This window comes from Nonomuraea sp. NPDC050383, assembly GCF_044459125.1.
GTDB lineage: Bacteria > Actinomycetota > Actinomycetes > Streptosporangiales > Streptosporangiaceae > Nonomuraea.
This window is the reverse complement of sequence record NZ_JBITIP010000029.1, coordinates 11,965-30,563: the sequence shown is the minus strand read 5'-3', so window position 1 is coordinate 30,563 and position 18,599 is coordinate 11,965. Positions and strand designations below refer to the sequence as shown.

At 74.1% G+C, this 18,599-nt stretch carries 16 protein-coding genes; 7 read left to right on the top strand and 9 right to left on the bottom strand.

Annotated elements, in window-relative coordinates; all coding sequences use genetic code 11:
* The first annotated feature begins 1 nt into the window (after nucleotide 1).
* Nucleotides 2-874 carry an alpha/beta hydrolase gene (locus ACIBG4_RS40165; protein WP_397207620.1) on the top strand — a complete coding sequence of 291 codons (873 nt, stop codon included), beginning with the start codon at nucleotides 2-4 and terminating at the stop codon, nucleotides 872-874.
* A 111-nt stretch (nucleotides 875-985) separates the two neighbouring features.
* Nucleotides 986-1,912: a serine hydrolase gene (locus tag ACIBG4_RS40160; protein WP_397207618.1), complete on the top strand. Its 927-nt coding sequence runs from the start codon at nucleotides 986-988 to the stop codon at nucleotides 1,910-1,912.
* Between the two features lie 11 nt (nucleotides 1,913-1,923).
* Here ACIBG4_RS40160 and ACIBG4_RS40155 read toward each other — a convergent pair whose 3' ends face one another.
* The 7 genes from ACIBG4_RS40155 to ACIBG4_RS40125 form a co-directional block, all read right to left on the bottom strand.
* The gene (locus ACIBG4_RS40155) at nucleotides 1,924-4,851 is read right to left on the bottom strand and encodes an AfsR/SARP family transcriptional regulator (RefSeq protein ID WP_397207616.1); all 2,928 of its coding nucleotides are present in this window, start codon (nucleotides 4,849-4,851) and stop codon (nucleotides 1,924-1,926) included.
* Between the two features lie 81 nt (nucleotides 4,852-4,932).
* Nucleotides 4,933-5,676, bottom strand: coding sequence for an isocitrate lyase/phosphoenolpyruvate mutase family protein (locus ACIBG4_RS40150; protein WP_397207614.1), 744 nt, complete (start codon nucleotides 5,674-5,676; stop codon nucleotides 4,933-4,935).
* Nucleotides 5,673-6,494 (bottom strand): cytochrome P450, encoded by an 822-nt coding sequence (locus ACIBG4_RS40145; protein WP_397207612.1) that lies wholly within the window; start codon nucleotides 6,492-6,494, stop codon nucleotides 5,673-5,675. Before ACIBG4_RS40145 ends, ACIBG4_RS40150 begins: the two co-directional genes overlap by 4 nt.
* 73 nt (nucleotides 6,495-6,567) lie before the next feature.
* Complete coding sequence (locus ACIBG4_RS40140) at nucleotides 6,568-7,332, bottom strand: DUF998 domain-containing protein (RefSeq protein WP_397207610.1); 765 nt, start codon at nucleotides 7,330-7,332, stop codon at nucleotides 6,568-6,570.
* Nucleotides 7,329-8,564: a glycosyltransferase gene (locus tag ACIBG4_RS40135; RefSeq protein ID WP_397207608.1), complete on the bottom strand. Its 1,236-nt coding sequence runs from the start codon at nucleotides 8,562-8,564 to the stop codon at nucleotides 7,329-7,331. The genes ACIBG4_RS40140 and ACIBG4_RS40135 overlap by 4 nt, the downstream gene beginning before the upstream one ends.
* Before the next feature lie 68 nt (nucleotides 8,565-8,632).
* Nucleotides 8,633-9,439, bottom strand: coding sequence for a DMT family transporter (locus ACIBG4_RS40130; protein ID WP_397207606.1), 807 nt, complete (start codon nucleotides 9,437-9,439; stop codon nucleotides 8,633-8,635).
* 37 nt (nucleotides 9,440-9,476) lie between these two features.
* Nucleotides 9,477-10,094 (bottom strand): DedA family protein, encoded by a 618-nt coding sequence (locus ACIBG4_RS40125; protein ID WP_397207604.1) that lies wholly within the window; start codon nucleotides 10,092-10,094, stop codon nucleotides 9,477-9,479.
* Between the two features lie 385 nt (nucleotides 10,095-10,479).
* Between ACIBG4_RS40125 and ACIBG4_RS40120 the strand changes: the two genes are divergently transcribed.
* Nucleotides 10,480-11,610, top strand: a complete 1,131-nt coding sequence (locus ACIBG4_RS40120) for a sensor histidine kinase (RefSeq protein ID WP_397207602.1) — start codon at nucleotides 10,480-10,482, stop codon at nucleotides 11,608-11,610.
* A gap of 95 nt (nucleotides 11,611-11,705) precedes the next feature.
* Nucleotides 11,706-12,755 (top strand): hypothetical protein, encoded by a 1,050-nt coding sequence (locus tag ACIBG4_RS40115; RefSeq protein ID WP_397207600.1) that lies wholly within the window; start codon nucleotides 11,706-11,708, stop codon nucleotides 12,753-12,755.
* Here the strand turns inward: ACIBG4_RS40115 and ACIBG4_RS40110 are convergent.
* The gene (locus tag ACIBG4_RS40110) at nucleotides 12,663-13,292 is read right to left on the bottom strand and encodes a VC0807 family protein (RefSeq protein ID WP_310710770.1); all 630 of its coding nucleotides are present in this window, start codon (nucleotides 13,290-13,292) and stop codon (nucleotides 12,663-12,665) included. The two genes, ACIBG4_RS40115 and ACIBG4_RS40110, sit on opposite strands and share 93 nt — an antisense overlap.
* A gap of 229 nt (nucleotides 13,293-13,521) precedes the next feature.
* On the opposite strand from ACIBG4_RS40110, the gene ACIBG4_RS40105 reads away from it, so the two are divergent.
* Nucleotides 13,522-15,834 carry a glycosyl hydrolase family 95 catalytic domain-containing protein gene (locus tag ACIBG4_RS40105; protein WP_397207597.1) on the top strand — a complete coding sequence of 771 codons (2,313 nt, stop codon included), beginning with the start codon at nucleotides 13,522-13,524 and terminating at the stop codon, nucleotides 15,832-15,834.
* A 72-nt stretch (nucleotides 15,835-15,906) separates the two neighbouring features.
* A complete protein-coding gene (leuE, locus tag ACIBG4_RS40100) occupies nucleotides 15,907-16,599 on the top strand; it encodes a leucine efflux protein LeuE (protein WP_397207595.1) in 693 nt (230 codons plus the stop codon).
* Between the two features lie 4 nt (nucleotides 16,600-16,603).
* Here leuE and ACIBG4_RS40095 read toward each other — a convergent pair whose 3' ends face one another.
* A complete protein-coding gene (locus ACIBG4_RS40095; protein WP_397207593.1) occupies nucleotides 16,604-16,855 on the bottom strand; it encodes a hypothetical protein in 252 nt (83 codons plus the stop codon).
* A 268-nt stretch (nucleotides 16,856-17,123) separates the two neighbouring features.
* Between ACIBG4_RS40095 and ACIBG4_RS40090 the strand changes: the two genes are divergently transcribed.
* Nucleotides 17,124-18,542: a cellulase family glycosylhydrolase gene (locus tag ACIBG4_RS40090; RefSeq protein ID WP_397207591.1), complete on the top strand. Its 1,419-nt coding sequence runs from the start codon at nucleotides 17,124-17,126 to the stop codon at nucleotides 18,540-18,542.
* The last annotated feature ends 57 nt before the right edge of the window (nucleotides 18,543-18,599 follow it).

Genomic DNA, 18,599 nt, shown 5'->3' with positions numbered 1-18,599 from the left:
CATGAGAATCGACTTCCAGGCCGACGAGGTCACGCTGGCCGGCGAGCTGAGGGTGCCGGAGGCCGAGGGGCCGCGTCCGGGGCTGGTGCTCACCGGCCCCTTCACCGGGGTGCGCGACCAGGTGACCGGGCTGTACGCGGAGCGGCTGACCCGCCTCGGGTACGTCACGCTGGCCTTCGACCACCGCAACTGGGGCGAGTCCGGCGGGCGGCCCCGGCGGCACGAGGACCCGCAGGGCAAGCTGCACGACCTGCGGGCGGCGGTGTCGCTGCTGCGGTCGCGGCCGGAGGTGGACGGGGAGCGGATCGGGGCCGTGGGCATCTGCCTTGGCGCTGGATATGCCCTGAAATTTGCGGCTTTCGAGCCTCGGGTGAAGGTCTTCGCCGGGATCGCCGGGGCGTACAACAACCCGTACACGATGCGTTCCGGCATGGACTACCAGGCGGCGCTGGCCACTCTGGGGGAGACCCTGGAGCGGCAGGACCACGGCGGGCCGGTCGAGTACCTCCCCGCCGTGGCGGAGGAGGGGGAGGCCGCCATGCCCGGCGACGAGCCGTACGCCTACTACGGTGGCCCGCGCAGCGCCTCCCCGCACTGGTCCAACGAGGTCACGCGGGCCAGCGTGCGGGAGCTGATCACCGTGGACAACATGATGGGCGCCGACTTCCTGTCGCCCAAGCCCGCGCTGATCGTCCACGGGGTGGTCGACCGGTTCTGCTCGCCCGAGGGCGCCGAGGAGGCGTACCGGAGGCTGGACGAGCCGAAGCGGCTGGTCTGGCTGGACGCCAAGCGGCACATCGACCTCTACGACCAGGAGCCCTACGTCACCCAGGCCGTGGAGGCCACCGCCGCGTTCCTCGACGCTCACCTCTGAGCGCTCCTGCCGTGGAGCGGCAGGAGGTGTGGCGAGGCGGAGGTGTGGCGAGGCGGGCGCGCGGGGAGAAGACCGGCTGAACCCCCGGTGATCTCACAGGGGGTGGGGCGCGTGCGCGTGACGTGGTCCGCGGCTGCCATGCTGCTGCTCGGTCCGCCGTGGTTCGCCGGCTGCGAGGATCAGCCGGCGAGGACTCTGCCGCCGGTGGTCGAGGCGGCCGGCGAGCGGGTCCGGGCCGCGCGGTGCCTGCTCAGGCTTCCCGACCCCGTGGCGGGCGCCGCGGCCCGCGCCGAGCTGACGGCCGACCTGCGCCGCTACGTGGCCGGACGCCCGGGGCGGGTGGTGTTCGCCGCGCACGACCTGGTGACGGGCGTCCGGCTGGGCCAGGGCGAGCACGAGCACGACATCATCACGGCCAGCGGCGCCAAGGTGGACATCCTGACCGCGCTGATGCTGCGCCGCCCGAGCCTCGACGCCGCCGAGCAGGACCTCGCCTCCCGCATGATCAGGGAGAGCGACAACCTGGCCGCCGACGCGCTGTGGGCGCGGGTCGGCGCGGGCGAGGGCATGAGCGCCTTCTACCGCCGGGTCGGCCTGCGCGAGACCGTGCCGGGACCGGGCAGGTACTGGGGCGGCACGACCACCAGCCCCGCCGACCGGCTCCGGCTGCTCAGACTCCTCGTCGACGGAGGCGAGGGCCTCGCCCCGCCGGCCCGCCGGACGATCCTCGGGCTGATGGGCCGCGTCCAGGCCGACCAGGCGTGGGGCGTCAGCGCCGCCGCCCGTCCGCACGACCGGGTGGCGCTCAAGAACGGCTGGACGGCGCGGCCGTTCGTGCACGACACGTGGGCCGTCACCAGCTACGGCCGCATCACCGGGGACGGCCGCGACCTGCTCCTGTCCGTGCAGACCGACCAGCAGGCCGGCGAGGGGCAGGGCATCCAGGCCATCGAGGGGCTGGCCCGGACGATCGGCCGCCGCCTGCGCCTCCTCACCCCCTTCCGCGCCCACACCTGCCCGGCCGGCGCCGCCCCCTGAGCCGCCCCGGGTTACGTCCCCGCCGCCTCGGCGGCCTCCGTCACGTGCCTCGGCGGGGCCGGCGACCGCTCCAGCTCGCCCAGCTCCTCCAGGCTCGTGAGGATGCGGGCGCGGGTGTCCTCGGCGCTGTACCAGCCGTGGGGGCACTCGGCCAGCGCCTGTTCCAGGCGGGCCCGCGCCTCGGCGAGGTCGCCCCGCCGCATCGCCACCTCCCCGAGCCCCACCTGCGCCCGGGCCGTCGTCTCGCTGGAGGCGACCCGCCGCGCCAGCTCGTCCGCGCGCTCGTACCCGGCCCGCGCGCCCTCGGCGTCGCCCAGGCGTACCGCCGCGTCCGCGCGCAGGCACAGGCTCTGCGCCACGTCCGGCACGGCGCCCAGCTCACGCGCCGTCTCCAGCGCCTGCCCGGCCAGCTCGTACACGGTGGCGTAGTCGCCCTGAGCGAACGCCAGGTCCCCGAGCCCGGACAGCACCAGGGTCGTCCCCCAGCGCTCGCCCAGCTCCCGGAAGGCGGCCAGCGCCCGCCCGAACTCCGTCCTCGCCTCGTCCAGGTGCCCCGCGAACTGCTCGACCAGCGCCATCCCGCAGTACGACAGCGCCCGCGACCAGGGCGTCATCGACTGCCCGGCGCCGGCCCAGAGCTCCCGCAACCGTTCCACGTCCTCCGGCGGACCGACGAACATCGGCAGCACCAGGGCGAGGAACTCCACCCGCGCGGGCAGGAGGTCCGGCGGCAGCAGCAGCCGCAGCTCCGCCAGCCGCGCCTGGAGCGACGTGTCCGGCTCGCCGCCCCACGCGGCGACGAGGACGCACATCCCGTACTCCTCCTCCAGCCCCTCGGGCGCCCGCGCGGGCGCCGCGGCCAGCACCGCCTGGGCCAGCTCCGCGCAGGTCAGCCGGTGTCCCCGCATCCACCAGTAGCAGGCTGCGGCCGCCAGCAGCCGCAGGCCCAGCTCGGTGTGGCCCGTCTCGGCGGCCCAGCGCACGGCCGCGTCGAGGTCGCCGCTCTCCGCGTCGAGCCGGGCCAGCCAGGCGAGCTGCTCGGCCCGGCGCACGTGCCGGTCGGCGGTGAGCGCCAGGTCCAGGTAGTACGTGGCGTGGGCGGCGCGCACCGCCTCGGTCTCACCCGCCTCGGCGAGCCGCTCGGCGCAGAAGGCCCGGATCGTCTCCAGCATCCGGTAGCGCCCGTCCACGACCTCGACCAGCGACTTGTCGGCCAGCGCGAACAGCACCTCCTCGGACACCCCGCACACCCGCTCGGCGGCCTCGGCAGTCGCGCCTCCGGCGAACACGGCCAGCCGCCTGGCCAGCCGCTGCTCGCTCTCGCCGAGCAGGTCCCAGCTCCACGCGACCACGCCGCGCAGCGTCTGGTGCCGGGGCAGCGCGGTGCGGCTGCCCTTCGCCAGCAGACGGAACCTGTCGTCCAGCCGTGCCGCGACGTCGTCCAGGCTGATCGTGCGCAGCCGGGCCGCGGCCAGCTCGATCGCCAGCGGCAGCCCGTCGAGCGCTCGGCACACGCCCGCCACCACCGCGGCGTTGGCCGCGTCCACGGCGAAGCCGGGCCGCACCGCCGCCGCCCGGTCGGCGAACAGCCGGACGGCCGGGTAGCCGAGCAGGTCGTCGGGGTGGCCGAGCAGACCGGCCGCGCCGGGCGGCGGCAGCCTCAGCGGCGCCACGGGCAGCACCCGCTCGCCGGTGATGCCGAGCGCCTCGCGGCTCGTCGCCAGCACCCGCAGCGCCGGGCAGGCGGCCAGCAGCGCGTCGGTCAGCTCGGCGGCGGCCTCGACGAGGTGCTCGCAGTTGTCGAGGACGAGCAGCAGGTCCCGGCCCGCCAGCGCGGCCACCAGCCGGGCGACCGGGTCACCGGCCGGGCGTCCCGGGCCGGACAGCAGCGGCTCGCGGACGCCCAGGGCCGTGAGCACCGCCTTCGGCACGTCCCCGCCGACCGCCAGCGGCGCGAGCTGCACGACGCAGACGTCGCCGTCCGCGCGGCCGGCGGCCTCCTGGGCCAGCCGCGTCTTGCCGGCGCCGCCCGCGCCGACCAGGGTGACGAGCCGCGTCTCCCGCAGGTACGCGCCGACCTGGCGCAGCTCCTCGGCCCGGCCCACGAAGCTGGTGAGCTGCGCCCGCACCCCGTACCGCTGTCCGCCTCCGGCGTCGCCCCCCTCCCCGGCGCGCACCTGTCCGGCCACGGGGCGACCCGCGGCCGGCGTCAGGGACAGGTCGCCCCGCAGGACGGCCACGTGTGTGGCCGACAGCTCGGGGCCGGGCTCGACGCCCAGCTCGTCATCGAGGACCCGCCTGACCTGCTCGTACGCGGTCAGCGCCTCCGCCTGCCGCCCGTCGCCGTACAGGGCGCGCATGAGCTGGGAGTGCGGCCGCTCGCGCAGCGGATGGGCGGCGGTGAGCCGGCGCAGCTCGGCCACCAGCTCCCGGTGCCGCCCCAGCTCCAGGTCGGCCTGGATACGGTCCTCGGTGGCCGCCAGCCGCAGCTCCTCCAGCCCGGCGGCGGCGGGCCCGGCGTGCGGGACGTCTGCCAGGGGCCTGCCGCGCCACAGGCCCAGGGCCTCGTGCAGCAGCCCGGCCGCGCGGCGGGCGTCCCCGGCGGCGAGCGCCCGCCTGCCCTCGGCGGCGAGCCGCGCGAAGCGGTGGGCGTCCACGTCCTCCGGGTCCGCCACCAGCCGGTAGCCCGCCGGGTGGAACTCCACCCGCTCCCTGCCGAGGGCCCGGCGCAGCCGCGACACCTGGGACTGCAGCGCGTTCGCCACGCCCTCCGGGGGCAGCTCGCCGTACAGGCCGTCGACCAGCAGGTCCGCTCCGACGACCCGGCCCGCGTCGAGCGCCAGCAGGGCGAGCAGCGCCCGCAGACGGGGGCCGCCGAGCGGGACCGGCTCCCGGTCCTCGCCCAGGACCCGCGCCGGGCCAAGGATCTCGAAGCGCATACCCCGATTATCCCGGCCGGACCCGGCGACGGCGGGGCTCCTCCGGACCGGCCGACCGACGTGGCCGGTCTCCTACGGGCGTCAGGACCGCGGCAGCAGCGCGGTGACGTCCGCGTACGACGGCACGGGCGGGCTCGGCCGCCCCTGGACGGCCAGCACCGCGGCCAGCGCCCCCTGCAGGGAGGCGCGGTAGAGCAGCGACCCCGTGCTGACCCGCGCCACGCCCGCCTCGGCCAGGCGCGCCAGCGACGGCCCGCCGGGCTGGTAAAGGACGTTGAGCGGCAGCGGTGTGGCGGCGACCACCTCGGCGATCTCGCCGGGGTCGCCCAGTCCGGGGACGAAGACGCCGTCCGCGTGCCCGTAGGCGCGCACGCGCTCCAGCGTGTCGCCCGTCTTGAGCCAGCACGTGTCGGTACGGGCGTTCACGAACACCCCATGACCCAGCGCGGCCTCGATGATCTCCTGCTGGAGGGTCATGGGGCGGAGCGTCCCGTCGGGCCGGCCGTCCTCCAGGTTCACCCCGGCCACGCCGAGCGCCGCCAGCGACGCCACCAGGTCCGACACCTGGGCCGGGTCGTCGCTGAAGCCGCCCTCGATGTCCACGGTCACCATGACATCGAGGCCCGACATCTGCTGGGCCAGCTCGACGGTCTCCGCCCGGGTGGCGCCCGCGGCGTCCGGCCGGCCGTGCACGGCGGCCACGCCGAGGCTGGTGGTGCCGATCGCGGCGAACCCCTGGGCGGCGAGCGCGGCGGCGGAGCCGTAGTCCCAGGCGTTGGGGAGCAGCAGCGGGTCGCCGGGCCGGTGCAGGTCATGGAAGCTCACGAGTTCTCCTTGGGCGCGGAAGCGGGCAACGGGGCCGGGGACGCCGCCGGGGCGGTGGGCGCGGGGCGGAGCGCGTCTAGGACACCCGCCGCGAGCGCGAGCGCGTGGGCCGAGGCGGGGCAGGGCCGCACGCCGTGGCCGAACGTCAGATGCGGGGTCTCATCCCTGGCGGCGTCGAACCGCTCCGGCTCGGCGAACACGGCGGGGTCGCGGTTGGCGGCGACGAGGTCGATGACGATCTCCTCACCGGTGGCCCGGTCCACCCGGCGGGTCGCCCTGAGCGGCGGGTCGTGGCGCAGCGTCTCGCGCAGCAGCCCTTCGACGCCGGCGGGTTCGCGGTGGGTGAGGGTGTTCGCGATGAGTCCCTCGGTGGCGGCGTGGGCCTGGAGCAACAGCGTCAGGTCCGTGATCGCGGACGGCCCGTCGCCGAGCAGCCCGGCCAGCTCGGCCACCGCCGCGTCCGCCGCGGGGCTCTCCTCGCCGGACAGGTAGCCGGCGGCGACCGCCTCCACCAGCGGGACCGGTGCGCGGACTCCGAGGGCGGCGGCCAGCACCCGCGTGGGCACGCCCCTCCACTCGCCGCCCCGCTCCAGCGTCACCTCGCGGGCCCGCCTCCGCAGCGCGGCCGGGTCGAGCTCCGCCAGCCGCTCCTCCAGGGCCCGGCGCCGCTCCGCGTGCGTCTCGCCGCTGCTGAACCGCGACACCCGCGCCCTGAGCCAGCCCAGCGTGTACGGCGGCGCGTCCTGGCGTACGGGCGGCGGGACGTACCGGGTGTCCGCGAGCACTGCCCGGGCCTCGGCGTGACGTGTGATGACCATGCGCTCCACGTTAGGCGCGGAATCCTTCGACCACGGCCGAAGCATGCCGCGCGCCCGGGGACGCCGGAGAAGGTCAGGCCGCCACGCTTCCGCCCCGATCACGCCCGGTCGCGGGGACGCGGGGGACGACGGGCTCAGGAAGGGTGGGCTCAGCCGGTGAGGAGGTCAGGGAGGAGGCGTTGTCCGGGACGGCGGTGCGCCCGCGGCGGGCCGCGGCCAGCGCCATGAGGGCGACGAGGGCGATCTCCGACACCACCAGCCCCCGTTCGAGCAGCCCGTAGTAGGCGTCGCCGCCGATCAGCGGAGACAGGAAGGAGGCCGGGTGGGCGGCCAGGAACGCGGCCAGCACCAGCGCGGACGTGACGCTCACGGCCCGGACGGCGTTCCAGCGGGAGGCGCCGGAGCCGTGCGGGCCCGAGCGCCGGCGCGGCGCCGAGGCGTCGCGGGCCAGGGTCCAGCCGGCGACCGGCAGGGCGGTGAAGACGACGGCGGACGCCCACCGGTGGATCTCCCCGGCCATCGAGGAGATCTCCGAGGCGGCCGGATCGGTCGGGAAGACCGCGCCCAGCATCAGGCCGCCCGCCGCGGCCACCAGCAGCACCCGGGCGGCGGCGGAGCGGGACGGCTCGCGCTGCGCCAGCCCGTACGCCAGGAAGACGCAGGCCACGGCCAGGGCCAGCATGCCGCCCAGCACCGGGATCGTCCCTCCGGGCACCAGGGCGTAGTCGCTGATCAGCGGCTGCGCGGGCAGCGCCACCTCCGTGTAGCCCAGCGCCCCGGCGGCGGCGACCGTGGCCGCCACGGCACCGCCGAGCGTCGCCCGGGACGGCTCGCTCATCGCGTCACCTCGTCATAGATCTGCTCGAAGCGGGCCAGCGACACCTGGTGGTCGTGCGTCCGGGCGAGCTCGCGGCTGGTCCGGCCGAGGCGGGCGCGCAGCTCGCCGTTGGTGAGGATGGCGGTCAAGTGGCTCGCCAGCCCGACGACGTCGCCGGGCTCGAACAGGTAGCCGTTGCCGTTCACCAGGTGCGGCAGCGCCATCGCGTTCGCGGCGACCACGGGCAGCCCGGAGGCCATCGCCTCCAGCGTCGCGATGCTCTGCAGCTCCGCCACGCCCGGCATCGCGAACACGTCGGCCGCCGCGAACGCCTGCGGCATGTTCTCGTCGGGCACGAACCCGAGGAAGCGCACCCGCTCGGCCACGCCGATCCGCCCGGCCAGGCGCTCCAGCACCTCCCGCTGGTTGCCGCGGCCCACCAGCGCCACCTGCGCGTCGGTGGTGTTGAGCACGTGCGGCAGCGCCCGCACCAGCTCGCCGAGGTGCTTCTCCTCGTCCAGGCGGCCGACGAACAGCACGGTGGGCCGGTCCGGCAGGTCGAACAGCCTGCGCGCCCACTGCTTCGGCTCGGTGTGGGGGTGGAAGCGGGCCAGGTCGATGCCGCACGACACCGGCTCGACGTCGCCCGTGAAGCCCTGGTCGCGCAGCAGCCCGGCGGCCAGCGGCGTGGGCGTGGTGACGCGGTCGGCCCGGCGGAAGACCCGGTTGAAGTCGCGCCAGGCGAGCCGGCCCGCGCGCTCGCGCAGCCCGGCGGGGATGTGGCCGAACTGGAAGAGGTTGTCGGGCATGAAGTGGTTGGTGGCGACGACGGGAACCCCGCGGCGGCGGGCGGCGGCGATGGCGGCGCGCCCCACCACGAAGTGGCCCTGGCTGTGCAGCACGTCGGGGTCGATGGAGGCCATCAACCGGTCCAGGCGGGTGGGGACCGTGACCCGCATCGTGGGGTGGACGACCAGCGGGGCGGAGCGCAGCCGGTGGACGATGACGCCCTCGACCACGTCCGCGCCGGCGGGGCCCGCGTCCGACTGGCAGATCACGTGTACCTCGTTGCCGCGCGCGGCCAGGCCGGTGGCCAGGCGGTGGGTGAAGTACGCCGTGCCGTTCACGTCGGGGGGATAGGTGTCGGTGGAGATGAGGACGCGGCGCGGCCGCTCGGCGACGGGGGCGAGCCCGGCCTCGGCGACGTCGGCGCTGTGGGTGATGGTGGCGGCGTTGGAGAGGGGCATGGCCATGGGGAGGAGCTCCGTTTCAGGGGGGACGGTCGTCGAGGGAAGGAAGGAGGAAGGGCAGGGGGCGAGCGTCAGGGGCGCGCCTCCAGGGGAGTGGTCCTGGCCAGCGCGACGGTGCCCGCCGCGGTCAGCGCGGCGGCGGCGATCGGGGCGAGCCCCGTCGGCAGCGGCTCGCCCAGCAGCAGCGCGCCGAACGCCACCGCGGTGAGCGGGTCGGCGATCTGCAACGAGGCGAACGAGACGCCGAAGTGGCCGACGGCGTAGGCCCGCTGGAGCATCGCCAGCGCCAGCAGCGCCGGCACCGGGAGCGCGAGCAGGTACCACCAGTTCCACGCGCCGTCCACCAGCACCCGCATGAGTGTTGCGGTGGCGCCGTACAGGACTCCGGAGCTGGTGGCGAGCAGGGCGGCCCGGCCCGCCGGAGAGGCGATCCGGGAGCCCGCCCACAGCAGCGCCGCCGCCAGCCCGGAGACCGCGAGCAGCGTCACCACCCCGGCCGGGCTGAGCGCGGTCGGCCCGGCCGACTCCGGCACGAGCAGCACCAGGCCGATGAGCCCCGCCGCCACCAGACCGGCGGCGCCCAGCTCGGCACGCGAGGGCCGGCGGCCGTGCAGCGTGGCCGCGATGGGCAGCGCGAACAGCAGGCTGGCCACCCCCATGGGCTGGACCACGGTCAGCGGTCCGAGGCCGAGCGCCACGATGTGCAGGCCGCCGCCCACCAGGATGCTCGCGCCGCCCGCCAGCCAGCGCGGCCTGCGCAGCAGCGCGAGCAGCCCCCGCGCGCCGGGCGCGCCGGCCGCCTCGAACTGCTGGAGCGCGGCGCCCAGCGCGAAGAACAGCGAACCGACCAGGGCTGTCACCGCGGCCAGCAGCGTCATGTCCTCACCTCTCGCTTCGGATGGTCACTGGGCAGGGTCAAACGGACGTGTCCACCGGAAGGCGTTCCGGGGAAGGCTGGATGGCGCGTCGCTTCCGCGCCCAGCGCACCAGCTCGACCACCCCGGTGACGGACAGGGCGATCCCGAGGCCGAGCAGCAGCCCCTTGACCGGGTCGTTCTCGAACGCCATCCCGCCGAAGAACCCGATCAGCGCGGAGTACACCGCCCAGGAGGAGGCGGCGATCGCGTCGAAGAACGTGAACGAGCGCAGCGGGTGCCGTACGGCTCCCATGGTCAGCGTGGTCGCGGTGCGTCCACCCGGGATGTACCGGGCGATCACCAGCACGAGCCCGCCCCGCTCGGCCAGCGCCCGCCGCGCCCACACGAGCGCCCTGCGCTCGCGCAGGCGGCCGGCGGCCCTGCTGCCGATCAGGTACGACACGTGGTCACCGGCGAACGCCCCCAGCGCGGACACCAGGATCACCAGGGCCAGGTTCGTCTCGCCCGTCGCGGCGAACACCCCGGCGGTGATCACCGACGTCTCCGCGGGCACGATCGGGAAGAACCCGTCGAGCAGCGCCAGGGCGAACAGCGCGGCATACAGCCAGGGTGAGGACATCGCCTGCTGGACCAGGTCGAGGATGGCGTGCGACATGCGTGGGACTCCGATCGTCGTGCCTCACAGCCTGGTGGCGGGAGGAGCCGTGGGACATCGGGGAAACCCCCGGTCCGGCGCGGGCATGTCCCTGGGAAGGGGTAGGGCCCGCACCTTAGGCACGATAGGAAGCCCGCAGGTCACGGCACATCCGACGATCGGCACACCGGGCCCCCGACTTTCGTAGGGGTCGGTGGTGCGACCGCCGCTGACACCTACGATCAAAGCGGCCGGGAGGCGGGAAGACAGCAGGGCGGGTATCCGGATCCGAGGTGGTGCCAGCCCCACCCCCGCGGGGGCCCGCGCCCCACCCCGACTTTCGTCAGGGGGCCCGCGTGCCTTTCGGCGGGGCCGCCGTCCCGGCCCGGCGGGTACGGTCATCCCCGTGAAGGATCAGCGCCACGAGAGCCGCCGCCGGCTCGTCTCCTGCGTGCTGCTCTGGTCGCTGCTGTCCGTCGCGCTCGCGGCCGCGGGCCCCGACCCGCTGGAGGACGCGGGCGCGTTCGGCCTCCGGACCGTGCCGCGGATGGCACTCGCCGCGCTCGCCGTGGCCGCCGGCAGGCGCCGGCCGGAGATCGCCGTGCTGCTGCTGCTGCCCTTCGGGCCGTGGCACTTCGAGCAGGGGCTCGCCACCTCCGACCTCGTCTGGCCGCTGGCGCTGCCGGGCGTGAAGATCTTTCCCTTCGTGACGGCCTCGCCGTTCGTGATGGGGTACGCGTACCTGTGCGGGCGGCGGCCGGTGCGGCGGGGGCGCGTACTGGCCGTGTTCGCGGCGGTGGCGCTGGTGGGCGCGGGGCTCGCGGTCTCGCGGGGGAGCGGGGCGGCGACGTGGATCACGATGGCCAGCGGGCTCCTCGGCACCTACGCCCTGCCGTACACGCTGGGGCTGGTGCGGTGGCGGCTCCTCCAGCAGCGCGAGCAGGCGGCGCTGTCGGTCGCGGCGCAGGCGCGGCTGCGCGAGCGGGCCAGGATCGCCCGTGACATGCACGACTCGCTGGGCCACGACCTGGCGCTCATCGCGGTGCGGGCCGCGGGGCTGGAGATGTCGCCCGGCCTGGACGGCTCCCAGGTGAGGGCGGCGGGCGAGCTGCGGGTCGCGGCGGCGGACGCCACCGAGCGGCTGCGCCAGATCATCGGGCTGCTCGGCGACGACGCCGGGCCGCCGCCGCTGACGCCCGTGGGGGAGGACGTGGCGGCACTGGTCGAGCGGGCCCGCGCCTCCGGCATGGCGATCACTCTGCGGCCGGCGGAGGGGGCGACGCCCGCCCTGGCGCACGCCGTGGTCCAGGAGGGGCTGACGAACGCGGCCAAGCACGCGCCGGGCGCCCCGGTGACGGTCGAGGTCTCGCCCGGCCGTGTCACCGTGCGCAACGGGCCCTCGCGGGCCCGTCCCGTCGCTGTGCCGGGCGGCCTCGGCCTGGCGGGGCTGCGGGAGCGGGTACGGCTGGCGGGCGGCACCCTCACGGCCGGGCCCCGCGAGGACACCGGCTTCGAGCTGACCGTCAAGCTGCCCTGAGCGGCTTCCCCCGTCTGACCGGCTCCCCCGGGCGGGGGAGGGCGATCCCCTCACACCGGGAGGTCCGGCCCCGCGCCGGCCGCGAGCCTGGAGCCATGACACAGCCCACGACCGATGACCACCGCGCGCCGGGAAGGTCCGGCACGCCGGGGATCGGGCGGATCACCGCCGCGATCGTGGCCATGGCCGCCACGCTGCCCTACCTGACCATCAAGACCCTCTGGCTGACCGGCCGTCCGGTGGGCGTCGACGACCCCGCGTTCCTGGACGACCCGGCCATGGTGGGGCTGAACGCCATGACCTTCGCCATGGACGCCGTCGCCCTGGTGCTGGCCCTGTCGTTCACCATGCGCTGGGGCAGGCGTCTGCCCGCGTGGCTGGTGCTCCTGCCGCTCTGGGTGGCGTCCGGGTTGCTCGGCATCGTCGTCGCGACGGTGCCGCTCGCCCTCCTCGTCGAGGGCCCGTCCCTGCTGGAGACCGGCGGCCCGATCCGGCCGTGGGTGTACGCCATGGTGTACGGCGGGTTCATCGGCCAGGGCGTCTGCCTGCTGACGGCGTTCGCCCTGTATGCCCGCGACCGCTGGGCGTACCCGCTGGCGGCCCCGCCCCTCCGGCGTCACGCCGGCCCGTCGGCGTCGTTCCAGCGGGTCGTGGCCGTGGGGGCGCTGGGGATGACGGTCCTGCTCGGCGGGGCGCGCCTGTACTGGGCGTTCGGTGGCGACGCCGGACTGCCGGCCGCCGTGGCGGGTGCTCCCAGCTCCTTCGTCGGCGCCGTCCAGGACGGGCTGAAGGGCCTGCTCGCCATCGGCGCGGGCGTGGCGCTGCTCGTCGTCGTCCGGGCGCGAGGGCGCGGCCCGATCTGGCGGCCCGTGGCGGTGGCCTGGCTCGGCAGCGGCACGATGTTCGGCTGGGGCCTGTACGCGATGATCATCACGGTCACGGGTGCCCCGCTCGGCGGGGAGCCCGGCGGCGCACTCGGGCTGGTTCAGCTCTTCGAGACGCTGACAGGTCTCGTCATGGGGATGTGCGGGGCGTTCCTGCTGGCCGAGCGGTCAGGCGTGGGACACGTGCAGGCGGCGGAGGACCCGCTTGAACGCGAAGATCGAGAACGCGACGGCCAGCCCGCTGATCGCGGCCACGGCTGAGGTGCGCAGCAGCATGAACGTGCCGAGCGACTCGTGCAGCGCCAGGTAGATGCTCACCGTCGAGTTGGCGAGCAGCACGAACCCCCACAGCAGCGTGATCCGGGCGAAGAACCTGCGCATACGCTCGTGCTTGAGCACGGCCGACGGCAGGTGGATGTAGTCGAGGGTGAGCTTCTGCACCAGCGGCCGGTTGAGCCGCACCGAGGCCAGGAACGCCATGCTGATGCAGATCGTGCCCAGCTCGGGCTGGATGAAGTACACCACCCAGCTCCCCGTCCAGAGACCCACGGCGGCCCGCGCGGTGATCGCGATGGCCGCGAGGACCATCGTGGCGGGCACCCGGACACCGCGGACCAGCCGCCAGGCGACCCCCAGGTACACCCAGGCCACCGCCGCCACCAGCGCGCCCGTCAGCCCGAGCAGGGCGAGAGCCGCGTAGAACACGGCGAGCGGCGCCACCACGCCCTCCAGCAGCCGGGGCACCGCCTGGCGGGCCAGAGAGGTGAGGCGTGGCAGGGTGACCGCAGGATGGTTCACGGGTTGCTCCGCAGGTAGGCCGTTGACCGGCGACTACCCGCGCCTCGCGCGACCAGGCGTGCCGGATGGACCGTTCGGGGTGAGTTGCTGCTTACCCCGGCGCCGCGCGACCCGGCGCCGGTGGCTTACCGTACCTGACGCACCGGAATGGGACCGCCTCTTTTGACGCGTTCGGCCTCGAACTCCCGCCTCTTGCCGCGGGGCACCTCGGGGTGCTAACTCCCTAGGGGTGGTCCACCCCCCGTCAGAGAGCCTGACCCTCTGGTACGACGAGCCCGCGACCGACTGGGAGACCCAGGCCCTGCCGATCGGCAACGGCCCGCTCGGCGCCATGGTGTTCGGCGGCGTGGCCACGGAGCGGATCCAGTTCAACGAGAAGACGTTGTGGACCGGTGGCCCCGGCCACGGCGGCTACGACTCCGGCAACTGGACGAGCCCCCGCCCGGACGCCGTCGCGGAGGTCCGGCGGCGGATCGACCGCGACGGCAGGGTGACGCCCGATGAGGTGGCGGCCCTGCTCGGCCGGCCGAAGACCGGGTTCGGCGCCTACCAGACGTTCGGCGACCTGTACCTGGACATCGCCGGCGCTCCCCGGAGCCCCACCGGCTACCGCCGCGAGCTCAGCCTGGGCGAGGCCGTGGCCCGGGTCGGCTACACCGCCGACGGCGTCGCCCATACGCGCGAGTACTTCGCCGGCAACCCGGGCAACGTGATCGTCGGCCGCCTCTCGGCCGACCGGGGCGGCGGCATCTCGTTCACGCTCCGCCACACCTCGCCCCACCAGGACAAGACGGTTACCGCCTCCGGCGGCCGGCTCACCATCCGCGGCAGACTGCCGGACAACGGGATGAGGTTCGAGGCCCAGGTGCAGGTGATCGCCGAGGGCGGCACCCGTACGGACGCGGGCGACAGGATCACCGTCACCGGCGCCGACAGCGCGGTGTTCGTGCTGTCGGCCGGCACCGACTACGCCGACGTCCACCCGGCGTACCGCGGTGAGGACCCGCACGCCAAGGTCACCGCGGCGGTCGACGCGGCCGCCGCCAGGAGCTACGACGAGCTGAGGGCCGCGCACGTCGCGGACTACCGTGAGCTGTTCGACCGGGTACGGCTGGACCTCGGCCAGGCCACCCCGGCGATCCCCACCGACCGGCTCCGCGCGAGCTACACCGGCGGCTCCTCCGCCGACGACCGGGCCCTGGAGGCGCTGTTCTTCGCCTACGGCCGCTACCTGCTGATCTCCTCCTCCCGCGAGAACGACCTCCTGCCCGCGAACCTGCAAGGTGTGTGGAACGACTCGACGAGCCCGCCCTGGTCGGCCGACTACCACCTCAACATCAACCTGCAGATGAACTACTGGCCGGCCGAGCAGACCAACCTGCACGAGACCACGAGGCCGTACGACCGCTACATCACGGCCCTGGTCGCGCCGGGGCGCAGGACGGCGCGGGAGATGTTCGGCGCGCGCGGCTGGGTGGTGCACAACGAGACCAACCCGTTCGGCTTCACCGGCGTGCACGACTGGGCCACCGCGTTCTGGTTCCCGGAGGCCGCCGCCTGGACCACCCAGCACCTCTACGACACCTACCGCTTCACCGGTGACGTGGACTACCTGCGCGAGACCGCCTATCCGGTCATCAAGGGGGCGGCCGAGTTCTGGCTGGATCTCCTGCACACCGACCCGCGTGACGGCCGGCTCGTCGTCTCGCCCAGCTACTCGCCCGAGCACGGCGACTTCTCGGCCGGGGCGTCGATGTCCCAGCAGATCGTGCGGGAGCTCCTCACCAACGCGCTGGCCTCGGCGAAGACCCTCGGCGTGGACGAGGGCTTCCAGGCGGAGACGGCCGCCGCGCTGGCGAAGCTCGACCCGGGCATCCGGATCGGCTCCTGGGGGCAGCTCCAGGAGTGGAAGGAGGACTGGGACGCGACGACCGACACCCACCGGCACGTCTCCCACCTGTACGCCCTCCACCCGGGACACCAGGTCGTCGCGGGCACCCCGGAGGCCCGCGCGGCCGAGGTCTCCCTGACCGGGCGCGGCGACGGCGGCACCGGCTGGAGCAAGGCCTGGAAGATCAACTTCTGGGCCCGGCTGCTGGACGGCGACCACGCCCACCGGATGCTCGTCGAGCAGCTGAAGACCTCCACCCTGGACAACCTGTGGGACACCCACCCGCCGTTCCAGCTCGACGGCAACTTCGGCGCCACCTCCGGGATCGCCGAGATGCTGGTGCAGAGCCAGAACGACGTGGTCCACGTGCTGCCCGCGCTGCCCGCCGCGTGGAAGGACGGCTCGGTGGCGGGACTGCGCGCCCGTGGCGACGTCACCGTGGGCGCCACCTGGACGAACGGCGCCCCTGACACGATCACCGTCCGGACCGGAAGGACCGGGCCGATCAAGGTCAGGTCGTCCGTCGTCGCCGGGCGCCACCGCGTCCACGACGAGCGGGGCCACGAACCCGGCGCGCGCCGCGACGGCGAGGTCCTGAGCTGGGACGCCCGGGCCGGCCGGACGTACACGATCCGGAACGCGGCACCGTAACCGCCAAGGCGCCCCTCGACCGGCTGAGCACGCGATACCGTGATATGTCACCATCTCGCGGGAGTCAGCGGCATGTTCTTGGGCATCACCGACGTCTGGACCTACGTCATCGGCGCGTTCTTCATCGTTCTCCTGCCCGGCCCCAACTCCCTGTACGTGCTCAGCCTCGCGGCGCAGCAGGGCGTCAGGCAGGGGTACCGCGCGGCGGCGGGCGTGTTCGTGGGCGACACGGTGCTCATGACCCTCGCGGCGGCCGGGGCGGCGTCGCTGCTGCGCTCGAACCCGGTGCTGTTCGCGGTGGTGAAGTACGCGGGGGCGGGCTACCTGGCGTGGATCGGCTTCCAGATGCTCCGCGGCGCCTGGCGGGCCTGGCGGGCCTCCTCCTCACCCACCACCCCGGAAACCGCCGCCGCCGGTGCCGGCACCGGCACCGCCGCCCTCGCCGAGCGGGCGGACCGGCGTCCCCGCCCCTTCCGCAAGGCCCTGACGATCAGCCTGCTGAACCCGAAGGCCATCCTCTTCTTCGTCTCGTTCTTCATCCAGTTCGTGGACCGGGACTACGGGACGCCCGCGCTGTCGTTCCTCATCCTGGGCGCGATCGTCCAGGTCTTCAGCCTGCTGTACCTGACGTCCCTGATCTTCGGCGGCAGCTTCCTGGCGGCCCAGTTCCGCTCCCGCCGCCGCCTCAGCGCCGGCCTCACCTCCGGCGTCGGCGCCCTCTTCCTCGGCTTCGGCGCCAAACTGGCGACCACGTCTCTGGGCTGACTCCTCAGTCGAAGAGCTCGTCGGCGGTGGTGACGCTCACGGCGCGTGCGGCCCACGCTTCGAGGACGTCGGTGTCGGTGCAGCTCATGATCCGCTCGCGTACGGCCGGCGTGACCTCCACGGCCCGCGCCTCGAGGACGCGTATGAGCATCACAGCCTCACCCTCGACTTTGCCCTCGACCTTGCCGACGGCGACACCTTCGGCGCGGATCTGCTGGGCGTACTCGGACTGGTAGCGGTACGTCTTGGTGGACATCAAGTCTCTCCACAGGTGTCGGGCGTCGGTGTCACCGAGGCCTACCTCGGTGAACTCGGCGAAGTATCCGGCGGTTTGGGTGTCTACGGTGTCCAGGGCTGCGGGAAAGTTACCGCGTCCGTACTCGGAGTGACGTACAAACGTTCGAGCTCGCGTGACGCGACTTGACGACTCCAGTCAGATTGGGCCTTGTGCGCGGAATGGGGCCGATCTATGCTCCCCATACTCGTTAGTAAAGTTTCCTAATAAACGAGTAGGAGCACCCCCCATGCACCGGTTCGCACGTTCAGCCGTACTGATCCCGCTGATAGCGGCAGGTCTCCAGGCCGCCCCCGCCCAGGCCCAGCCCCAGGCGCGGGCCGCCACCGAGTACCAGGCCGAGAGCGCGACGATCTCCCAAGGGGTCGTCGAGTCCAACCACGCCGGCTACACCGGCACGGGCTTCGTCAACTACGACAACGTCACCGGCTCCTCCGTGGAGTTCACCGTCAACGCCGCCACCGCCGGCGCCGCCTCCCTCGTCCTCCGGTTCGCCAACGGCACCACCGCGAACCGCCCCATGTCCATCACCGTCAACGGCGCCTCCGTCTCCAGGGACTTCCCGGGCACCGGCGCCTGGACCACCTGGCAGGACGTCACCGTCGCCGCGACGCTCAAGGCCGGAGCCAACACCGTCCGCGCCTCGGCCACCACCGCCAACGGCGGACCGAACCTCGACCGCCTCACCGTCACCGACGGCGCCCCGCCGCCCGCCACCGGCACCCCGGTCGAGGCCAACGGCCGGCTCAGCGTGTGCGGCGTGCGCCTGTGCAACAAGAACGGCAAGCAGATCCAGCTGCGCGGCATGAGCACGCACGGCCTCCAGTGGTACTACCAGTGCCTCAACACGGCCTCGCTCGACGCCCTGGCCACCGACTGGAAGGCCGACGTCCTGCGCATCTCCATGTACATCCAGGAGGACGGCTACGAGACCGATCCCCGGCTGTTCACCGACCGGGTCCACAACCTGATCGAGCAGGCCACCTCCCGCGGCCTGTACGCGATCGTCGACTGGCACATGCTCGACCCCGGCGACCCCACCTACAACCTGTCACGCGCCAAGACGTTCTTCACCGAGATCGCCCAGCGGCACAACGCCAAGGACAACATCCTGTACGAGATCGCCAACGAGCCGAGCGGCGTCTCCTGGTCCACGATCCGCAACTACGCCCACCAGATCATCCCGGTCATCCGCCAGTACGACCCGGACGCGCCCATCCTGGTCGGCACCCGCGCCTGGTCCTCCCTCGGCGTCTCCGACGGGGCGACGGAGAGCGAGGTCGTCAACAACCCTGTCAACGCCACCAACATCATGTACACGTTCCACTTCTACGCGGCCTCCCACGGCTCCGAGTACCTGAACGCGCTGAGCCGGGCCGCCGACCGCATCCCGATGTTCGTCACCGAGTACGGCACGCAGACGGCCTCCGGCGACGGCTCGAACAACTTCACCCGGGCGCAGCAGTACCTGGACCTGATGGCCCAGAAGAAGATCAGCTGGGTCAACTGGAACTACTCCGACGACGAGCGCTCCGGCGCGGTCTTCACCGAGGGCACCTGCCCGAGCGGCTCCTTCACCGGCACCTCCCGGCTGAAGCCGGCGGGCGTGTGGGTGCGTGACCGGATCCGGACGGCCGACGACTTCTGACTGGTCAACTTCTTGGAATGACGCCGGCTCAGCCGCCGCGCGTCTGCCATGCTCGCA

Coding starts and splice junctions, on each gene's coding strand:
- ACIBG4_RS40165 (WP_397207620.1), top strand. CDS start 2: ATGAGAATCGACTTCCAGGCCGACGAGGTCACGCTGGCCGGCGAGCTG.
- ACIBG4_RS40155 (WP_397207616.1), bottom strand. CDS start 4,851: ATGCGCTTCGAGATCCTTGGCCCGGCGCGGGTCCTGGGCGAGGACCGG.
- ACIBG4_RS40145 (WP_397207612.1), bottom strand. CDS start 6,494: ATGGTCATCACACGTCACGCCGAGGCCCGGGCAGTGCTCGCGGACACC.
- ACIBG4_RS40140 (WP_397207610.1), bottom strand. CDS start 7,332: ATGAGCGAGCCGTCCCGGGCGACGCTCGGCGGTGCCGTGGCGGCCACG.
- ACIBG4_RS40135 (WP_397207608.1), bottom strand. CDS start 8,564: ATGGCCATGCCCCTCTCCAACGCCGCCACCATCACCCACAGCGCCGAC.
- ACIBG4_RS40130 (WP_397207606.1), bottom strand. CDS start 9,439: ATGACGCTGCTGGCCGCGGTGACAGCCCTGGTCGGTTCGCTGTTCTTC.
- ACIBG4_RS40125 (WP_397207604.1), bottom strand. CDS start 10,094: ATGTCGCACGCCATCCTCGACCTGGTCCAGCAGGCGATGTCCTCACCC.
- ACIBG4_RS40115 (WP_397207600.1), top strand. CDS start 11,706: ATGACACAGCCCACGACCGATGACCACCGCGCGCCGGGAAGGTCCGGC.
- leuE (WP_397207595.1), top strand. CDS start 15,907: ATGTTCTTGGGCATCACCGACGTCTGGACCTACGTCATCGGCGCGTTC.
- ACIBG4_RS40095 (WP_397207593.1), bottom strand. CDS start 16,855: ATGTCCACCAAGACGTACCGCTACCAGTCCGAGTACGCCCAGCAGATC.
- ACIBG4_RS40090 (WP_397207591.1), top strand. CDS start 17,124: ATGCACCGGTTCGCACGTTCAGCCGTACTGATCCCGCTGATAGCGGCA.